Here is an 18,233-nt window from a genome sequence, read left to right as displayed (position 1 = left end):
TTTGAAAGGTATTTTCATGTCTGAAATCCAGTTCCGTCTTGAGCAGAAGCGCCAGATTCTTGGTGCGTTCCCCGGTCCGAAGTCCGTGGCGCTCGAGACCCGCCGCAAGGCTGTAGTTGCAGCCGGTGTGGCCTCAGGCGTTCCCGTCTACGTTGCAGATGCCGACGGCGGCATCATCAAAGATGTTGACGGCAACTCTTTCATCGACCTGGGCTCAGGGATCGCGGTCACCAGCGTTGGTGCATCCGATGCCAATGTGGTGGACGCAGTCCGCGAGCAGGTTGGGCACTTCACCCACACCTGTTTCATGGTCACCCCCTACGAAGGCTATGTGGCCGTTGCTGAAGAGCTCAATGCACTCACCCCGGGCACCCACGAGAAGCGCACCGTCCTCTTCAACTCCGGCGCCGAAGCCGTTGAAAACGCGGTCAAAGTTGCACGTCTGGCCACCGGCCGTGACGCCATCGTCGCCTTCGACCACGCCTACCACGGCCGCACCAACCTGACCATGGCGCTGACAGCCAAAGCCATGCCGTACAAGACCAACTTTGGCCCGTTCGCACCGGAAATCTACCGTGTGCCCATGAGCTACCCCTTCCGCGAAGAAGCCGACATCAAGGGCGAGGAAGCCGCACGCCGCGCCATCACCATGATTGAAAAGCAGATCGGGGCCAGCTCCGTTGCCGCCATCGTGATCGAACCGATCCAGGGCGAGGGCGGCTTCATTGTCCCGGCCGAGGGCTTCCTGCCCACCCTGGCCGCGTGGGCCAAGGAAAACGGCGTTGTCTTCATCGCCGACGAAGTCCAGTCGGGATTCTGCCGCACCGGTGCCTGGTTCGCCTCCGAGCACGAGGGTGTTGTTCCCGACATCATCACCATGGCCAAGGGCATCGGTGGCGGTTTGCCGCTGAGCGCCATCACGGGCCGCGCCGACCTCATGGACGCCGTTCACCCCGGCGGCCTGGGCGGCACCTACGGTGGCAACCCGATCGCCTGCGCCGCAGCACTGGCAGCCATTAAGACCATGAAGGAGCACGACCTCAACGGCCGCGCCGCCAATATTGAAAAGATCGTCACCGACCGTTTCGCGGCCCTCGTTGAGGAAATGGGTGCCGCCAACATCATTGGCGAAATCCGTGGCCGCGGCGCCATGATGGCGATCGAATTGGTCAAGCCCGGCACGGCCGCCACCACCAAGGAGGTCAACGCCGAAGCAGCCAAGGCCATTGCAGGAGCCTGCCTGCAGGCAGGCGTAGTCATCCTGACCTGCGGCACCTACGGAAACGTTATCCGCCTGCTGCCCCCGCTGGTTATCAGCGACGAGCTTCTGAACGACGGCCTGGACGTCCTCGGCGACGCGATCCGCGCAGCAGTCTAGACAAAATGACGGGCCCACACGCCCGAGGGTCCCGCTGCAGGCGTGCCAGCAGGCGTGCCAGCAGGTGGACAGGCGTGGGGGACGACGGCGGCACCCCGGTTGGGCTCTTGGCCAACCCGGGGTGCCGCCTTGTTGTCACAAAGAAACTCGATGACTGGGGCTGGGTATTCTTGGAGGAATAGTCTCTAACAAGCACGGCGCATTGGGGTGGGCACGGGCATGGGCAACATGGGTTTTGACGATCGATATCCGGCAATGTTCCAGCCCGGTGGTGATGGCTTGCCGGTGCAGAAAAGTGCGCCGCTAGATTCAGTCCCGGCCACTGGAACAGCTACTCTGGTCGCAGACGAGCAGCACCTCGATGGTCTGGAGGTGCCCGAATCCAAACCGAGCAATGACCCATGGACCAGCCGTACATGGGTTGTTGGTATTTCTGCTGCCTTGCTGAGCATTGCTGCCGGGATCTTTGTCCTCAACGCGAGCACCGTGATTCCGGCTTCAAGAACTGCGAAACCGGAAGATTTTCTTGGCATGTCCGTGACCCCTTGGGGCTGGCTCATCCTCGACCTGGGGGTGCCGCTCATTGTGGCAGGGGCCGCACTTGTGGTGTTCATGCTGTTCTTGGGATCCCGCCAGCATCCGTCCTACGCCAAAGCCATGCGGGCCGGCATGGCAGCCATAGGCATCGGTGCCTTGGTGTCGGCGGTGTTGGCGGTTTTCTATCACAACTTCTTTCCATTCACCATGGAAGCCTTGAGCGGCTCATCATTTCGGGACTGGCCAATCCCCTGGGTAAACATTCTCAACCAGGCGATGCCAATCTTGGCAGTGTTCGGTTTGAGCGTACTGGTCGTCTTGGTGGTGGTTCGTCCCACCGGCACATCGGGTGGCCTGGCGTCCTCAGCCAAGGCCGCCATGGTTGCAGGTGTCAGCCTGCTGGCCTGTGCTGCCTTTGTCTTGTTTGCCCAGCTGATGTTTCCACTGGCGTTGGGTACCCAATCAGTCAGTGACGGCATGTTCCAAGACATCCCATGGCCGCAGAAAATTGTTGCTTTGGCAGCGCCTCTGACCTTGGTGGGCGCAGGGACACTGCTGTGGGGTGTGCTCATTCGCGTAAGCTCACAGCACCCGGCCAACAACTTGCCTGAACCCCTGGCGGGGACCATCTAAGACTTCCTGGATGCCTGCTGATGCGCGCCACCTCAGGGTCCGGGCATGGAGGAAGCCCCACCGGGTCTATTGGGGGACGACCCGGTGGGGCTTCTTCGTCAATGCTACCCGCTGCTTCGATCTTTGGCCGCCACCGACGCAGCGTAAGTTTCCTTCCCGTTCATCTGAGTGGCAAAGCAGCGCTGTCCCCACAGATGCAGGGCCATACCCAAAGTGCCTTGGCTTCGCGCCCTGCGCTCAAAGGGCAAGTCCCTCTCCTGGGTGCCCTTAGCAAAAAAAGAGCTTTCGGTGATGGCCCGGCAGCTGTACAGTCAGTGCTACGAACGCCCCGGCGTGCGCGATATCCAGCTGCGTTCACGGGGCCTGCCGAAGGGTCGAATTCATGAAATATGTTGTCGGATACCGCCCCGATGAGCGCGGCGCTGATGCCGTTGCTCTCGCAGGGGTCATTGCGCGCACTCAAGGGGCGGAACTTCACCTGGTCAACGTGACGAATGGGGGTAAAGCGGCTGACCCGGACATTGGAAAACGTGCGCTGGCCATGGTGCCCGCTGACGTCGCTGCCACCTTCTCGTCCCGTGCCTCCGAGTCGTTTGTCCACGGCCTCATCGACGCGGCCACAGAAGATGACGCCGCGCTCATCGTGGTGGGTGCCGCCAGCAACGGCGTGTTCAAGCGGTTCACACTGGGTTCGGTGGCGAACGGGCTGCTGCACGCGTCCCCCGTCCCAGTGGCGTTGGCCCCGCGCGGGTACAACCGCAGGGACCCGCTCACCCGCCTGACGGTTATGACAGGAATGCGTGAAGGCTGGCAGGCGGTGCTCGACGTCGGCATCACCGCGGCCGGGCGGCGAAACGTGCCGCTGCGGTTAGTTTCGGTGGTGGAGATCGACCAATTGGAGCAGTCAGACTTTGACTTGAACAACGCCCTCAGCCCAGCCCGCCAGCATGTAAACACCGTACTGGCCAAGGCTGCTGCCAGATTGCCGCACAACAAGGTGAGCGTCACCCTTGCCCATGGTCGCAACATTGAAGAGGCCGTGGACGGCATCGGCTGGAAGTCCGGGGAACTGGTCATTGTTGGTTCCAGCCGGCTGGCCGAGAACCGAAAGATCTTCATCGGCTCCACAGCTAATAAGATTCTGCGCTCGCTGCCGGTGCCCATGGTGGTGGTTCCCCGGGACTTCCAGGTGCAGGGCATCTAACTGCAACGGGCGGGGCCCGGCTCCGGGGGATGGGGCTGGTGCCCGCACCGCGCCACACACGACTTCGTCGGTGCGTCCGCGGCGACGCCCACCACGCCGCCAGCCCCATCCCGCTGCGCCGGGCTGGCCGGTTGGGGCCGGGTTACTGTTCCAGGAAGGCGTCGCTGAAGAGCAGTTGCAGGCCTTCGGCCATGGTGGGGTGGGCTATAACGGCGTCGCGCAGTTGCTGGTAGGGAAGCTTGCCGAGCATGGCCATTTGCACCACTGCTATCACTTCGCTGGAATCGTGCCCCAAGAGGGAAACGCCCAAGATCTGGTCGGTGCCACGCTCCACAACTGCCTTCCACACGCCGTCGAGCGCGCCCACGGTGCGGGCACGGGGGATGGCGGAAACCGGCATGGTCGCGATGCGGATGTTGCGACCTGCAGCCCGGGCTTCATTTTCGGACAGGCCAAGCCGGCCCAGCTCAGGAGTGGTGAAAACGCAGTAAGGAACCAATCGTCCGCGCGTGCTCCAGCTGCCTCCGGACAGATTCGTTTTCAAGATCCTGTAGTCATTCCAAGATGCATGAGTGAATTGCGGCGACCCGGCCACATCGCCGGCTGCCCACACGCCCTCTGCGGTGGTCCGCAAGTACTCATCAACTTGCACAAATTCGTGATCCGTCACTTGGACGCCAGCTGCGTCCAATCCCAACTCCGATGTGACGGGGGTGCGGCCAACCGCAACCAGTATTTCCGCAGCGGTCACGTTGCTGCCGTCGCTGAGTTCCGCACTGACTACTCCACCTACGCGGGACACGGCAACGGTCTCGACCGCCAGCCTTACGGCAATGCCACTGGCTTCAAGAGCCGTTGATACGGCGGCAGCAACATCCGGGTCCTCACGTGGCAACAAGGAGCGCCCGCGCTGCAGCAACGTCACCTGCACGCCCATGATGGCGAGCATCGAGGCAAACTCGCACCCTATGTAGCCACCACCGACAATGATGATGCTGGCAGGCAGTTCAGCCAGCTCCAAGATGGTGGTGCTGGTCAGTGGCTGAGCCGCGCGCAGCCCCGGGATGTCTGGCACCAACGGCACCATGCCGGTATTGACCACCACGTTGGTGCCTCGCAATGTACGGAGGGTGCCGTCGCTGTCCATGACTTCCACAGTCCGCGGTGCAATGAAGCGAGCCTGACCGAGAACCAGAACCATGCCTGATGTCAGGAATGACTTCCGCTGCCCGGCCACCATGGTGCCCACTACGTCCTCTTTTCGGGCCCGCAGCAGCTCAATGTCGACGGTGGGGGAGTCGGCGCCCGCTATGCCGAACTCGGCAGCACGCCGTGTGACTTGCAGAAGCCGAGCACTATTGACAAGGGTCTTTGTGGGGATGCACGCCACATTGATGCACGTGCCGCCAATCATGCCACGCTCCACCATGGCGACGCGCTGCCCAGCCGCTGCCCAATCCATGGCCAGCGATTTGCCGGCTTTGCCTCCACCTAAGACAAGAAGGTCAAACTCTTGAACGGCCATGTGTGGTCCTTACTTGGCGTATGCCAATGCTAAAGTGCGGCGAACTTCCGCATCCGGGACGTGCGGCGGTAGGCGGCAAGCATATCCACCACCAGGATGATCAGGGCAACCCAGACAATGGAAAAACCTATCCACCGCTCAAAGCTCATGTGTTCGCCAAAGAGCGTCAGGGCAACAATGAACTGGATGACCGGCGTCATGAACTGCAGCAGGCCAATGCCCGTCATGGACAACCTGCTCGCTGATGCGCCAAACAGCAGCAACGGCACAGCGGTGATGATGCCGGAGGCGGCGAGCAGCCAGAAATGGCCCGTGCCGAACCCTGTCAAGGTGGCTTGCCCCAGAACTGTCAGTACCACCATGGTGGCTACGGCGAAGGGAGCAAGTACTGCCGTTTCGATGCTCAGGCTGGTGATGGCATCAACCTTGCCACCCATGCGGTTCTTCACAAATCCGTAGCTGCCAAAGCTGAAGGCAAGAACCAGGGCAATCCAGGGGAGTTTGCCGTAGCTGAAGGTAAGCACCACAACGGCTATGAAGCCCACCCCCACAGCCGCCCATTGCAGAGGTCGAAGCTTCTCCTTGAGAACCAAAACGCCAATCAGGACTGATACCAGCGGGTTGATGAAGTAGCCCAGGGATGCCTCAATGGCGCTGCCCGTGGTCACGGCGAACACATAGGTCAGCCAATTGATGACTATCAGGAAGCCTGCAACCGTCAAGGTTCCCATGATGCGGCGGTTTTTGAGGGCCACACGTACTTTTCCCCAGCCACGGCTGACGGTGATGACAATGGCGCAAAAGAACAGTGACCAAACCACGCGGTTTGCCACGATCTCGATGCTGTTGGCAGGCATGAGCAGCAAGAAATAGATGGGCAGCAAACCCCACAGCCCATAGGCCCCCACGCCATAAAGGACGCCTGTTGCCGCTTCCGAGCGGACAGGCTTGCCGGACTTCAGTCGATTCTTCACAGAATTGTTGATTTGGGGTTCTTTAACACTCACAATCCCCATAACAACACCGATGCCCCATAAAATCCATGTCCACTTCGAATCGAGTGGACGGCAAGGGCCGCTGTGAGGTGTCTAGAACACGTGCTGAACGTTGCCGCTCAGCACGGGAGCATTGTTGGCCCCATTGGATTGGAAGCCCAAAATCTTGATGGGATTCGTTCCGGTGGCTGTGATGGAGAGATTGGAGAGCGCGCAGCCGGTCAGCAACCACTGGTTTGCGCCGTGGTTGTTTGCCTTGATATTTGTGTACCACAAGGTGTTGCCGGTGAAGGTGGGGGGCAGCAGGCCATCAACCACAACATCTGCTCCTGGATCAGTGCCGGTTCCACCGATGGGGAATGCTGCGTTGCTGGTCCAACGCGGGCCGCCGCTGCCGTTGCTGTGGTTAAAGGTGTTGCCCGAGACTGCGCCGTGGTTCCAGTTGTCCGAGGTTTGAGCTCCGTAGGGGCTGGTTTTTGCATATGCGTAGTAGGCGCCGTAGCAGTTGACCACAACGTTTGAGGAGACAGTCAGGTTGCCGGAGCTGTTCCAAATGGCCAAGCGGTTTGCCGTGAAGATGTTCTCGCTCAGCGAGCAGTATTCGGCGCGATCAGTGAAGGAAACGCCAAAGTAGCACCGGACAAAATTGTTGCCCTGGATGTGACCGCGGTAGGCGAAGTAGTCGTCAGCGGTGGAACCGGTGACAACTACGCCGGCACCAAGCCAGAAGTTAAAGTCGCAATCAGTGATGCGGAAGCTTGTGCAGCGGGTCAGCTTGATGGCTGTGTGGGCGAAGTTTGCCGGCTGGTTCAGCGGATCCTGGGTGCGGCCCTGAAGCGTCAGTCCGCGGATGGTGATGCCCACCTTGGATGTTGCCGTGAAGGCAGCCATGTTCTCCGCTGCCACCGTAATGATGGCGCCGTTGCCCTCAATCAGGGTGTTGTTGGGCAAGTTGACCGTAGCGGTCAAAGTGTAGGCGGCCCCTGCAACGAGTTGGACCTGCGGCGTCGTGGCCAGGACAGCCGCCCAGTCATCGCCCGGGCTCAACACGGGCAGTGCCGTCTCCCCAGTGGCAGCCTGCGCAGCGGGAGAGAGGGCCACCCCGGCCAAGGCACCCAACCCGGCAACACCGGCACCAGCCAGAAGGCGGCGGCGCCCCAGTGAAGAGGAAGTGCTGGAGGTTTGACGTGCCATGTGGGATCTCCTGTAACAATCAATCATTCACGGTGCAACTGATCTAATGTGACTCAGGATACACATTAGTGATCATAGTCAGGCACAACTGCATGAAATGTGACGAGACAGGCGTGCGGGTGCAACCCCAACTCGCGGCCACAAGATTCTTTCAAGGGAGTAATCAATGAGGCAGTGGCGTGGAGCTAAGTCTGTTCTGGCCGCTTGTGCCGTGGCATTTTTGACGGTAGCTGGGAGTGTGATGGTGGCCGGGAATGCCCAAGCCACCGTGTCTGCTGATGTTGCTGTGCGCATCGTGGCGAGCCCCCAGGTCAACCAACCCTTGGCGAATTCAGGCTGCTATCCCAGCGGGCTTCCCCGCAGCTACAGCGTGGTCACATTCCGCACCACCACATCCGGCTCCGGAAGCTTTAGTGCTGCATTGACGGCTGAGAATGGGGAAGTGGTGGCGGCACTGTACGACGGTTCATTCACACCCGCCAATACAGTGGCGCACTGCCTCAAGCGCACCGTGGGTGCAGGCGCCGGTGACAGCGCTTCAATCCACTGGAGTGCCCCAGCCTCGCAGGATGCAACGGATGCCCACACCTGGTCTCTGGTGCTATTTGCTGACGCAACGACGGCAGTGGACGCGTCAGTTTCCTTGACCAGCAATGGCACCGTGAGCATCGAGGGCCAGCCATTGATGCTGCTTGCTGGCGACTTGGTGGACGCATCCCAGGGCGAAAGTTACGCAGCCAAAGTAGCGAGCATCAATGGAACGCCGCCGTACAAGTACTCCAGCACTGGGTTTCCGAATGGGCTGGTCATCGACGCCCTCACGGGCGCCATCAGTGGAACGCCCTCGGAGAGCGGTTCATTTACTCCGATGATTACCGTGACAGATTCCTCAGCCACGCCACTGACGGCGAGCAAAACAATGCCCCTCACAGTGGCTGCCGAAGTTCTCCCCACTACGCCTGCCGTAACTACGGCTCCGGCCACCACCGTGCCCGCCACCACCGTTCCCACCACCACCGCGGCGGGGACCACCCCGGCGACGACTCCCGTCACACCATCACTAACTGTGACAACGCCGGCAGCAACCTCATCCGCCCCCACAATTGCCGCCGAAACAACTCAGCCACCCACTACACAGAGCACCACAGCGCCGGTAGAAAGCGCCCCGGCCGCCTCAGCCCCGGCCGGGACCGCTCCGGTCTCCGCTGCAATAACTGCAGGAACAGGCGCTGGCACGGGCCAGCTACCCGTGACCGGTTCCACTGTCCTGGCTACAGCAGCTGCGGGGTCCCTGATCCTTGCCGCTGGTCTGGTGGTCACCGGCGCAATCAGGCGGCGCAGGGCACGCCACAGCTAGCGCTGGTACCGAAAAAGCCGGCCTGCTCAGCCGGTGAGGGTTTAGTCACTTTCATTCGGCGGCCCTTACCGGTCCTGTAGCTTGGCAATTAGACTGTGAAAGCGGCGCTTAATTCGCGCTTCCGTGCGCAGCTTTCACATCCGTGAATGTTGCGATTCACAGTTCGGAAGGACTTGTTTCTTGGCTAATTCGAGCGCCACCCGCCCATTCCGCGTCGCCATCATTGGCTCAGGCCCGGCGGGCGTTTATGCGGCAGATATCTTGACCAAGTCTCAGGAAGTCGCTGGCGGCGATGTTCACGTCAGCATCGACATCTTTGAATCGCAGCCGGCACCCTACGGCCTGATCCGCTACGGCGTGGCCCCGGACCACCCTCGGATCAAGGGCATCGTGAACGCCCTGCACAAGGTCCTGGACAGGGGCGACATCCGTTTCTTTGGAAACGTCACATACGGCAGGGATGTGCACTTGAGCGATCTGCGTTCGTGCTATGACGCGGTCATCTTCGCCACAGGTGCCACCAAGGACGCAGTCCTGGATATTCCTGGCATCGACCTTGAAGGCTCCTATGGGGGCGCCGATTTTGTGTCCTGGTACGACGGCCACCCCGATGTGCCGCGCGAGTGGCCGCTGAAGGCCAAGGAAATTGCCGTCATTGGCAACGGAAACGTGGCACTGGATGTGGCCCGGGTGCTGTCCAAACACGCCGAAGACATGCTGGTCACCGAAATTCCTGACAACGTCTACGCGGGGCTGAAGGAATCGCCCGTGACGGATGTTCACATTTTCGGCCGCCGCGGACCCGCGCAGGTGAAGTTCACCCCGCTTGAACTGCGCGAGCTCAGCCACTCCCGCGACGTGGACATTGTGCTCTACGAAGAGGACTTTGACTTTGATGAGGCATCGGACGTCGCCATTAAGAGCAACAACCAGGTCAAGATCATGGTCAACACTTTGACCAACTGGCTGGCGGAAGATCACGACGAAACCCGGGTTCCGGCGTCGCGCCGTCTGCACTTGCATTTCCTGCACACGCCCGTGGAGATCATGGGCACTGATGGGCACGTTTCAGGGATTCGTTTTGAGCGCAACGAGCTTGATGGAACGGGCAACGTCCGCGGCACCGGCGAATTGGTGGACTACCAGGTGCAGGCCGTCTACCGGGCTGTGGGCTACCTCGGCTCAGAGCTGCCCGAGGTGGATTTTGATGCTCGCAGGGGCGTTGTCCCCAACGACGGCGGACGCGTGGTGGACTCCAGCGGTACCCAGGTGCCGGGCCTGTATGCGACAGGGTGGATCAAGCGCGGTCCGGTTGGCCTGATTGGCAGCACCAAGGGTGACGCGCTGGAAACGATTGGCTGCCTTCTGGAGGACCGGCTGACTTTGCCCGAAGCGCCGCGGCCCGGCGAGGATGCGATTGTGCAGTTGCTGGAATCCCGCGGCGTGGACTACACCACCTGGGAGGGCTGGAACAAGCTTGACGCCCATGAGAAGGAATTGGGTGCCAACTATGTGCCGGAGCCAGGAATTGACGTGACTCGTGAGCGCGTAAAAGTTGTTGACCGCCAGCAGATGGTGGACCTCTCCAGGTAGGCAGAAGCCCCAACAATTCCGAAGTGCCTGAAAATCCACCAAAGGTGAACTAGTTCACCTTTGGTGGATTTTCTCGTCATAAACCGTGGCGAATCACCTCTCACTTAGTGATCAGCCGAATTCCCGGTTGGCATCAAGGTGAAAGTTGATTGCTACACATGATGAGAAAAAACCTTTGGCGGGGGCACAAAGTCGCCGGTGCAGTGGCTGCCATTGCAGTGGCCGGAACCATGGTGGCAAGCGCTTTGCCCGCGTTGGCCAGCACTGCGCCGGCTGATGCAGGCTTTGTCGCAGCGGCGGAACCCAGCGTGTCCCTAAATCCCCAACTCCCGCAAGAATGTGGCCTGAATTTGGCCATGGTCTTTGACATGTCCAACTCCATGAGTGACAGCGACGTCAAGACGGTCAAAACAGCTAGCACCCAAGCAGTTGCCGCGCTCCAAGGCACCGGGACCACCATGGGCGTCTACAGCTTTGGAACTTTCGCCAAGCAGGAACTGGCCCCGACTTCGGTGGCAAGCAGCCAGGGTACCGCAGCGGTGACCGGCTCGATTAATGGAATCATTCGTCCTGGCAGTTCCAATGAAATGCTCGGCGGAACCAACTGGCAGCAAGCGCTGGCGGTTGTCCCCGTGAACGCCTACGACGGAGTGATCTTCTTTACTGATGGACTCCCCACGTTCTTTGGCTCCACACCGCTGAAGAACGGTGACAGCCAAACCAGCGGCAACGGCGGAACTGGCCAATCAGATGACACCAACGTGACTTCGTCGCTAAATGCTGCCATCCCGGAGGCCAACCGGCTCAAGGATGCCGGCACCCGGATGATTGGCGTGGGTGTTAAGGGTGCGGACGCCGCACGTCTGGCCAAAATTTCAGGTCCCGAGGCAGGCTCCGACTTCTTCACCACCAACTACGACGAGTTGGCGAAAATCCTGAAGGACATTGCTACGGCCGGTTGCACGGGTACTTTGAACATCAACAAGGCTGTTGAGGCCTTCGACTCTTCGGTCACCACACCTGGTGAGGGCTGGACATTTGATGCAACACCTTCTAACGCCGCAGCCTCGGTGGTGACCACCGGCGCCAATGGGCAGGCGGGCATGGCCTTGGACTTCCAGGCCAAAGAACCTGTCACTGTGACTATTAAGGAACGGCAACAGCCGGGCTACACGGTTGTGCAAAACGGCGGCTACAACGCCGTGTGCACCCGTGACGGTGCGCCACTGGCAGTGACCAATACTGGCGACGCCGGAAACGTGGGTTTTGAGGTTACCGCTGTGGCCGGGACCGTCACATCCTGCACAGTGACCAACAAGGCTCCCGTGATGGCGTGGACCATGGCCAAGACTTCCGATGCCACGGGAACGGTCAGCCCGGGTGACACCATCAATTACACGGTTGAAGCCCGCAACACCGGTGAGCGCACAGTTGACGGCATCACATTCCGTGATGACCTCGCCGGAGTCTTGGTCGCTGCCTCCTTTGTTGCCGGTTCGGCAAAGCTCACAGTGGCCGCTGGCGCCCCGAGTGACGTGACTGACCCGCTGGCCAACGTCCTCACCGCCGGGCCCTTCAGCCTGGCTACGGGAGAGACAGCAATCCTGAGCTACCAAGCACTTGTCAATGACGATGCCTACGGCGCAACACTGACCAATTCAGTCTCCGGAACGGGAACTGTGCCACCGGCTGAGTGTGCTGTGGAGAAGCCTTGCACCACCACCGACATTGTCACGCCCAAGCCCACCGAGACGGCTAAGCCCACACCCACACCGACCGCGTCGGCTGCTCCAAGCGCTACGCCGACTCAGAGCGCAACCGCAACTGAAACCGCCACCGAGTCGACCTCACCGGCCGCAACAACTGAAGCGGCCAGCGCTCCGGCGTCTACCACGGCAGCAGCTGTGGTGAACGAGGACTTGGCGCACACCGGAGCCACTGCAACCATGCCTTTGCTTCTTGGCGGATTGCTGATGGCAGGCGGAGTCACCTTGTTGCTGCTTCGACGGGTTCGTCGCACGCACTAGGACTAACTGTTGGAAACGCATCACAGAAGTAATTTCGCCCGTCGCGGGCAGGCCCACTGGTACACAGTTGGCCTGCCCGTGACACTGGCGATTAAGGGCAGAAAAAGATTGTTCAGAAAGTTATCAATTTTCGCGTCATGATTTTCCTCTTTTGCACTCACAGTGCAAAAGAAGCGCATGAACGTAGACTATTCGTTCCTGCGAGCAGGCCTCATTCAGCGAAGAGGGGGACACGTTGAGTCGGAAAAACGTCGATGAACCAGGCGACGGAACCAGCATCACGCCAACCGGTGATGAGGCGGCAATACTTCAAGTGCGGTCCGGCAATACCGAAGCCTTTGCCGGCCTCTACGAACGCCACGTTGGCTCCGCCTTGGCGACGGCGCGTGGATACGCCCGCAATCCCAGCGACGTTTCTGATCTGGTTTCGGAAGCCTTCGCCAAGGTATTGCAGGCAGTGCAATCCGGACATGGTCCCACGGTCTTCTTCCGTGCCTACCTGCTGACAACGCTGCGTCGTTTGGCCATGGCCAAACGGGCCGCTGATGAAAAGAATGTCCCCATGGACGATCTTGAAAGCGTCATGGGGGCATCGCCGCACAAGGATCCGGCCGTAACGGCCTTCGAGAAGGAAGTTGTCGGCAAATCGTTCAAGGATTTACCCGAGCGATGGCAGGCAGTGCTTTGGTATTCGGAGGTGGACGGCATGACCCCGGCGGACATGGCGCCCATAATGGGCATCTCTGCCAATGCTGTGGCGGCTCTTGCACTGCGCGCCCGCGAGGGGCTGAAGCAGGCCTACCTGCAAAACCATGTCTCGACGGCCACTGCAGGCTGTAGCTACTACGCCGAAAACTTGGGCGCCTATGCTCGTGGAGGGTTGACGCGGAGGCGTTCAGCCAAGGTTGACGTCCACCTGCAGGACTGTTTGCGCTGTGCCGAAACTTTGCTGCACCTAAACGACGTCGGCGGGGGCATGCGTTCAGTCATCTTCCCTGCCCTGGTGGGTTTCAGCGTTGCTGGGAAAGATGCCATCAGCGGCTCCGGCGTTGCTTTCGGTCTGGGCAAGGCAGCTGCCTTTGGAAGCAAAGGTGCCAGCGCTGCGACAGGCGCCTTCGGCACGGTAGGCCTGGCTGTCACCGCAGCTGCCGGCGGTCTGCTCCTCGTCGCCGCTGTGGTCAGTGCCGCCGTGGTGCAGTCCACGCCGGATTCTGGCAGCATTCCGGTCCCTAGTGCCTCGTCCAACGAGATGGCAAGGCTCGGAGGCATCCCTCAACGCTCGGCCGCACCAAGCGTCCGGCCGCTTGAACCCACACCGTCGGTCACGGAGAGTGAAGCTGCAGGGCTGCCGCAGCCGGAAGGCAGCCGCGCCGAGGATCATGGTGCACAGCCACAGCCACAGCTGCCGTCATCCACGTGGCTGCCAACGTTGGTCCCGACTGCGGGGCCCTCACCATCGCCGAGTGCGATGCCGACAGCTCCCACGCCGAGCCCGTCGCCGGAGCCCAGTGCCACGCCGGCGCCAACCACGGCCGTCCCCTCACCAACGCCAACGCCGGAGGGTGGTGGCATCGGGGCGTCGGCAACCATTTCGCGCTGGGGTTTCCCCACGTCCATGGTCCGGGTGAGCTTGTCCAATGCCAGCCAAGCAGAACTCCGCAACGCAACCGTGTCCTTCACGATGCCCAGGTATTGGTTGGAGCTGGCACTAGGTATCACCGGGCCAGAAGACTGGGAGTGCGTGGATGCCTCCAGCGTGATGATGGGCCGGGCCGTATGCACGGCAGCCAATTGGCAGCAGGGCACGGCAAGCTTCGATCTGACGCTGCCCACCATGAACATCATGAGCGGCTACCCGATGGAAATTTCTGGTTCTGCGCTTGGCACCGCCGATTTCACCGCAACCCTTCTCCTGTCCTCTCCCAACTGACTCGGTGACATGACACAATATGTCATGCAAAAAGTCTCGGAATGTGAGACAAAATTCAGTGAAAATGATTAATCTGATAGTGCTCGCTACTGTGGATAAGTTGAAAATACCTGAAGATTAAGCGGCTTACATGAACTTGTTCAGAACTAAATCGATCGAGCATTCCCTCGCAGATGCCGACGAACCAGGCCACGGCCTCAAACGAACCCTCACCACGTGGGACTTGATGATCATGGGAATTGCCGTTGCCGTAGGCGCAGGCATCTTCTCCGTGGGCGCAAAAGCTGCGGCTCATCATGCCGGGCCAGCGGTCACCATTTCCTTTGTTTTGGCGGCAATCACCTGCGCCTTGGCCATCATGTGCTACGCGGAATTTGCTACGGCAATTCCAGTAACCGGCAGTGCCTACGTGTTTACCTACGCCACGGTGGGTGAGCTTCTGGCGTGGATTATTGGCTGGAACCTGATCCTTGAGCTGCTCATGGCGGCCTCAGTGATTGCCAAGTACTGGGGTATCTACCTCAGCAACTTCTTTGAGGCAGTGAACCTGGATATTCCCTCAAACTTCGCGTTGGGTCCCGTAACCGTGTTTTGGGGGCCGCTGGTTGTAGTGACTGTTTTCACGTTCATTCTTGTTATGGGCACCAAATTGGCTGCACGCATCAACAACGTCTTCACCCTGATCAAAATTGGGATCGTCCTGTTTGTGATTGTGGTGGGTTTCTTCTACGTCAAGGCGGAGAACTATCAGCCGTTCGTACCGCCGTCCCAGCCTGCAGTTGTCACCGACAGCTCCTGGCAGGTTCAGCCGTTCCTGTCACTGCTCACGGGAGCCGATCCAGCCATCTATGGCTTTGTTGGAATAGTTTCCGGCGCAGCCCTAGTGTTCTTTGCCTTCATTGGTTTTGATGTGGTGGCCACCAGCGCAGAAGAAGTCAAGAACCCTTCCAAGACCCTGCCCCGCGGAATCTTTGCCGGCCTGGCGGTGGTGACTGTTTTGTACATTCTTGTCACCTTGGCAGTTACTGGAATGGTGTCCTACAAGGACCTTGCCCAGGTTGATGATCCTTCGCTGTCTACGGCGTTCTCGCTGGTAGGTGCCGAATGGGCGGTAGTTATCATCTCGTTGGGCTCCCTCATTGGCCTGACCACTGTGATTATGGTGCTGCTTATGGGCTTGGCCCGGGTCATGATGGCCATGAGCCGCGACGGCCTGCTGCCTCGCGGGCTGAGCAAGACCTCTGACCGCCACGCGACTCCGGCACGCACACAGATACTCAGTGGTGTTTTTGTTGCCATCCTGGCCGGGTTCACACCGGTTGAACTGTTGAGCGAAATGATAAACATTGGCACACTCAGTGCCTTCGTTATGGTGAGCATTGGCATTTTGGTGCTTCGCCACAAACGCCCGGACCTGAAACCCGCATTCCGGGTTCCCTTTGGACCGGTGATTCCAGTTCTTTCAGCCGTGCTGTGCATTTACTTGATGCTGAATCTGGCAACGCTGACCTGGGTATTCTTCGCCGTCTGGGTAGCCATTGGCTTGGTCTTTTACTTCAGCTACGGGCATTGGAACTCCCGTTTGCGCCGCGAAGAAGCGGCAGGCATTACACAGACTGTGCCGGCAAACCTCGGCTAGGTTGACCTCCGCTTGATGGGGAGGGGGATGCGGATTTTCGCTTGGCCGTGCAGGCTGGCGCAAGCTGAATCTCCCTCCCTGCTGCTTTAACGCCCCAGGGTATGCCACGCTGGAATGTATGAGGGACAGGGAGGTTTTACCGTGAAGGCATCGTTGACTTTGGCTGATGTGGCCCCGGAATCGGTACTGCTTGCCGGGGCCGGCAGTGCCATCCTGTTGCAACTGGCAAATCCGCCAGTGGGCTACGGTGTTGCCCGGCATTCCAATTTTTCACATGATCCGCTTCGGCGCCTGCACGGGACCTTGAGTTACATCTACGCCCTGAGCAACGGCACGCCCGCACAGCGGCGCACTGTTCAGTCTCGGGTACGACGGGCACATCAGCCAGTGAAATATGCGGGCTCGGACGCAGTCCCGGCCTACAACGCATCCAATCCGGAGCAGCAATTGTGGGTGGCAGCCACGCTCTACAAATCAGCGGCGCAGACCTATGAGGCTGTGTTCCCGGCGCTCTCCGCCACAGACGCCGAGTCGGTTTACGCCGGCTATGGAGTACTGGGGACTGCGCTGGGCATGCCCGCCGAACTCTGGCCACCATCATGTGCTGACTTTGAGGTGTATTGGGAGCGGCAACTGGCCCTCCTCAGCGTTGACAGCACTGTTCGTGCAGTGGCCCAGACATTGCTCGCCGCCAAGCATGCACCGCTGTGGGTCAAGGTGTTGATGCCGCTGGTCAGGTTTCTAACGGTTGGCTTGCTCCCTCCCGCCGTTCGCGAAATGTACGGCTTCACGTGGCCCACACGAAAGGATCGGACCTTGCGCGCGCTGTTCAAGACTGCGTCCGTTTTGGTGAGGATCACTCCCGCGTGGATTCGACACGCCCCCATGCACTATTACCTCAAGCGCATTCCCGGAGGTGCACAGTAGCCCTCCTGCCAACGTGTTTCGACAGGCTCAACCACCGGTGTCAGGGTGCTGCGTAACGGACCACCCAGTCCACCAGGGGGCGCAGCTGCTCCCAATGGTCAGTAATCTCCCCTGCCATTTCCTCACTTTCAAGCCAATCGGGGATCCCTAGCGCCATGGAGGCACTAAGAGTTTTGTGTTTGAGCAGCTCGGCCCGCCCATGATCCTTGGGGAAGCCCCGGGGGACAGTCTTGAGAGTTTGGCCCTCAATACTGAAACCGGACTCCGAAAGCCCTGCGAGGATGGACATCAACACTTTTCCGCTGACTGTTGCATCCACTGCTGCTCGGTATCTCGAAAGCTGGGCGGGAGCGAAGGAATGGTAGCCGCCCCCTATGAGTAGACCGTCGGCGCTGAGCTGCAGGTAAAAGCCCACGCCCTCATAGTTGGATAGAAACATTCCCTGGGCGGTCTTATAGGGTGTTTTATCTGGGCCGAACCGCACGTCTCGATAGGGCCGGAACAGCTTGGCCGCACCAAATCTGGCCTCCAGCGTGTCCGCCAGCGCTTGCAGCGGAAGCCGCACCTCGGCGTCGTACGTGTCTTTGTGCTCCAGCCACCACAGCTTGTTGTTATTGCTTTCCAGTGCTGCATAAAACTCCACGGCTGATGCTGGAATGCCTATGAAAGTGTTCATGGACTGAGCCTATGGACACAGCGAATCCGGCGCCAGAGCGAATGCGGCAACGGTGCATAAGTGCGGCTTAGACAAAGGCTGTGGGGGAATTAATCCAACGTTAACCCAGACTTATTGGACTCAGTCCAGAATAGCTGCCATGATGGGGTCATGGTTGAAGAACGGGCGCTGGAGGAGATGTTGCGGGCAGCATCCCTGCGCGTTACCCGCCCTCGCGTTGCCGTTCTAGCTGCAGTCAATTCTCATCCACACGCCGATGCCGACACCATTATTGGTGCCGTTCGGGTTGTTCTGGGCAGTGTGTCCAAGCAGGCCGTGTATGACGTGTTGGCGGCACTAGTTGAGGCTGACCTGGTGCGTCGCATTGAGCCTTCGGGTTCCCCCGCCCGCTTTGAAACGCGGGTAGGGGACAACCACCATCATGTGGTGTGCCGCTCCTGCGGAAACATTGCGGACGTGGACTGTGCCGTGGGTGAAGCGCCGTGTTTGCACGCCTCCAACAGCCACGGATTCGTCATCGATGAGGCCGAGGTTATTTACTGGGGCAGCTGCCGGGACTGCACAACCAAAAGACTTGTGAATCAACAAAATCTGACTACCACTAGGAGCGATAAGTAA

General features: G+C 59.9%; 14 protein-coding genes. 10 read left to right on the top strand and 4 right to left on the bottom strand.

Annotated features, from left to right (window positions below):
• Window positions 1-16 precede the first annotated feature (16 nt).
• From gabT to CVS27_RS06795, 3 genes are all read left to right on the top strand, one after another.
• Window positions 17-1,378 carry a 4-aminobutyrate--2-oxoglutarate transaminase gene (gene gabT / locus CVS27_RS06805; protein WP_103464976.1) on the top strand — a complete coding sequence of 454 codons (1,362 nt, stop codon included), beginning with the start codon at window positions 17-19 and terminating at the stop codon, window positions 1,376-1,378.
• Between the two features lie 219 nt (window positions 1,379-1,597).
• On the top strand, window positions 1,598-2,548 hold the full coding sequence (locus tag CVS27_RS06800; protein WP_133159203.1) for a hypothetical protein: 951 nt from the start codon (window positions 1,598-1,600) through the stop codon (window positions 2,546-2,548).
• Window positions 2,549-2,930: 382 nt separating this feature from the next.
• Window positions 2,931-3,752, top strand: a complete 822-nt coding sequence (locus tag CVS27_RS06795) for a universal stress protein (protein ID WP_103464974.1) — start codon at window positions 2,931-2,933, stop codon at window positions 3,750-3,752.
• Window positions 3,753-3,894: 142 nt separating this feature from the next.
• On the opposite strand, the gene CVS27_RS06790 is transcribed toward CVS27_RS06795, so the two are convergent.
• The 3 genes from CVS27_RS06790 to CVS27_RS06780 form a co-directional block, all read right to left on the bottom strand.
• Window positions 3,895-5,277: an FAD-dependent oxidoreductase gene (locus tag CVS27_RS06790; protein ID WP_103464973.1), complete on the bottom strand. Its 1,383-nt coding sequence runs from the start codon at window positions 5,275-5,277 to the stop codon at window positions 3,895-3,897.
• Between the two features lie 29 nt (window positions 5,278-5,306).
• The gene (rarD, locus tag CVS27_RS06785) at window positions 5,307-6,251 is read right to left on the bottom strand and encodes an EamA family transporter RarD (RefSeq protein ID WP_243400076.1); all 945 of its coding nucleotides are present in this window, start codon (window positions 6,249-6,251) and stop codon (window positions 5,307-5,309) included.
• Between the two features lie 114 nt (window positions 6,252-6,365).
• A complete protein-coding gene (locus tag CVS27_RS06780; RefSeq protein ID WP_165788267.1) occupies window positions 6,366-7,466 on the bottom strand; it encodes a hypothetical protein in 1,101 nt (366 codons plus the stop codon).
• A 166-nt stretch (window positions 7,467-7,632) separates the two neighbouring features.
• Here CVS27_RS06780 and CVS27_RS06775 point away from each other — a divergent pair, with 166 nt between their 5' ends.
• From CVS27_RS06775 to CVS27_RS06750, 6 genes are all read left to right on the top strand, one after another.
• Window positions 7,633-8,823, top strand: a complete 1,191-nt coding sequence (locus tag CVS27_RS06775; protein ID WP_103464970.1) for a putative Ig domain-containing protein — start codon at window positions 7,633-7,635, stop codon at window positions 8,821-8,823.
• 180 nt (window positions 8,824-9,003) lie between these two features.
• A complete protein-coding gene (locus CVS27_RS06770) occupies window positions 9,004-10,416 on the top strand; it encodes an FAD-dependent oxidoreductase (protein WP_103464969.1) in 1,413 nt (470 codons plus the stop codon).
• Between the two features lie 203 nt (window positions 10,417-10,619).
• Window positions 10,620-12,443, top strand: a complete 1,824-nt coding sequence (locus CVS27_RS06765; protein ID WP_165788266.1) for a DUF7927 domain-containing protein — start codon at window positions 10,620-10,622, stop codon at window positions 12,441-12,443.
• A 235-nt stretch (window positions 12,444-12,678) separates the two neighbouring features.
• Window positions 12,679-14,373, top strand: coding sequence for a sigma-70 family RNA polymerase sigma factor (locus CVS27_RS06760; protein ID WP_165788265.1), 1,695 nt, complete (start codon window positions 12,679-12,681; stop codon window positions 14,371-14,373).
• 130 nt (window positions 14,374-14,503) lie between these two features.
• Window positions 14,504-16,012, top strand: coding sequence for an amino acid permease (locus tag CVS27_RS06755; protein ID WP_103464966.1), 1,509 nt, complete (start codon window positions 14,504-14,506; stop codon window positions 16,010-16,012).
• A gap of 141 nt (window positions 16,013-16,153) precedes the next feature.
• Window positions 16,154-16,939, top strand: coding sequence for an oxygenase MpaB family protein (locus tag CVS27_RS06750; protein WP_165788264.1), 786 nt, complete (start codon window positions 16,154-16,156; stop codon window positions 16,937-16,939).
• A 40-nt stretch (window positions 16,940-16,979) separates the two neighbouring features.
• Here the strand turns inward: CVS27_RS06750 and CVS27_RS06745 are convergent, their stop codons facing one another.
• Entirely contained in the window at window positions 16,980-17,615 is a 636-nt protein-coding gene (locus tag CVS27_RS06745; protein ID WP_103464964.1) for a DUF2461 domain-containing protein, read from the bottom strand.
• Window positions 17,616-17,765: 150 nt separating this feature from the next.
• Between CVS27_RS06745 and CVS27_RS06740 the strand changes: the two genes are divergently transcribed.
• Window positions 17,766-18,233 carry a Fur family transcriptional regulator gene (locus tag CVS27_RS06740; protein ID WP_103464963.1) on the top strand — a complete coding sequence of 156 codons (468 nt, stop codon included), beginning with the start codon at window positions 17,766-17,768 and terminating at the stop codon, window positions 18,231-18,233.

This window comes from Arthrobacter glacialis (assembly GCF_002909445.1).
Lineage (GTDB): Bacteria > Actinomycetota > Actinomycetes > Actinomycetales > Micrococcaceae > Specibacter > Specibacter glacialis.
The sequence above is the reverse complement of the archived record's forward strand: the minus strand, read 5'-3'. Positions and strand labels throughout refer to the sequence as shown.

Excerpts from the sequence above, each read along its gene's own strand:
- gabT (WP_103464976.1), top strand. The coding sequence starts at position 17 with ATGTCTGAAATCCAGTTCCGTCTTGAGCAGAAGCGCCAGATTCTTGGT.
- CVS27_RS06800 (WP_133159203.1), top strand. The coding sequence starts at position 1,598 with ATGGGCAACATGGGTTTTGACGATCGATATCCGGCAATGTTCCAGCCC.
- CVS27_RS06795 (WP_103464974.1), top strand. The coding sequence starts at position 2,931 with ATGAAATATGTTGTCGGATACCGCCCCGATGAGCGCGGCGCTGATGCC.
- CVS27_RS06790 (WP_103464973.1), bottom strand. The coding sequence starts at position 5,277 with ATGGCCGTTCAAGAGTTTGACCTTCTTGTCTTAGGTGGAGGCAAAGCC.
- CVS27_RS06780 (WP_165788267.1), bottom strand. The coding sequence starts at position 7,466 with ATGGCACGTCAAACCTCCAGCACTTCCTCTTCACTGGGGCGCCGCCGC.
- CVS27_RS06775 (WP_103464970.1), top strand. The coding sequence starts at position 7,633 with ATGAGGCAGTGGCGTGGAGCTAAGTCTGTTCTGGCCGCTTGTGCCGTG.
- CVS27_RS06755 (WP_103464966.1), top strand. The coding sequence starts at position 14,504 with ATGAACTTGTTCAGAACTAAATCGATCGAGCATTCCCTCGCAGATGCC.
- CVS27_RS06745 (WP_103464964.1), bottom strand. The coding sequence starts at position 17,615 with ATGAACACTTTCATAGGCATTCCAGCATCAGCCGTGGAGTTTTATGCA.
- CVS27_RS06740 (WP_103464963.1), top strand. The coding sequence starts at position 17,766 with ATGGTTGAAGAACGGGCGCTGGAGGAGATGTTGCGGGCAGCATCCCTG.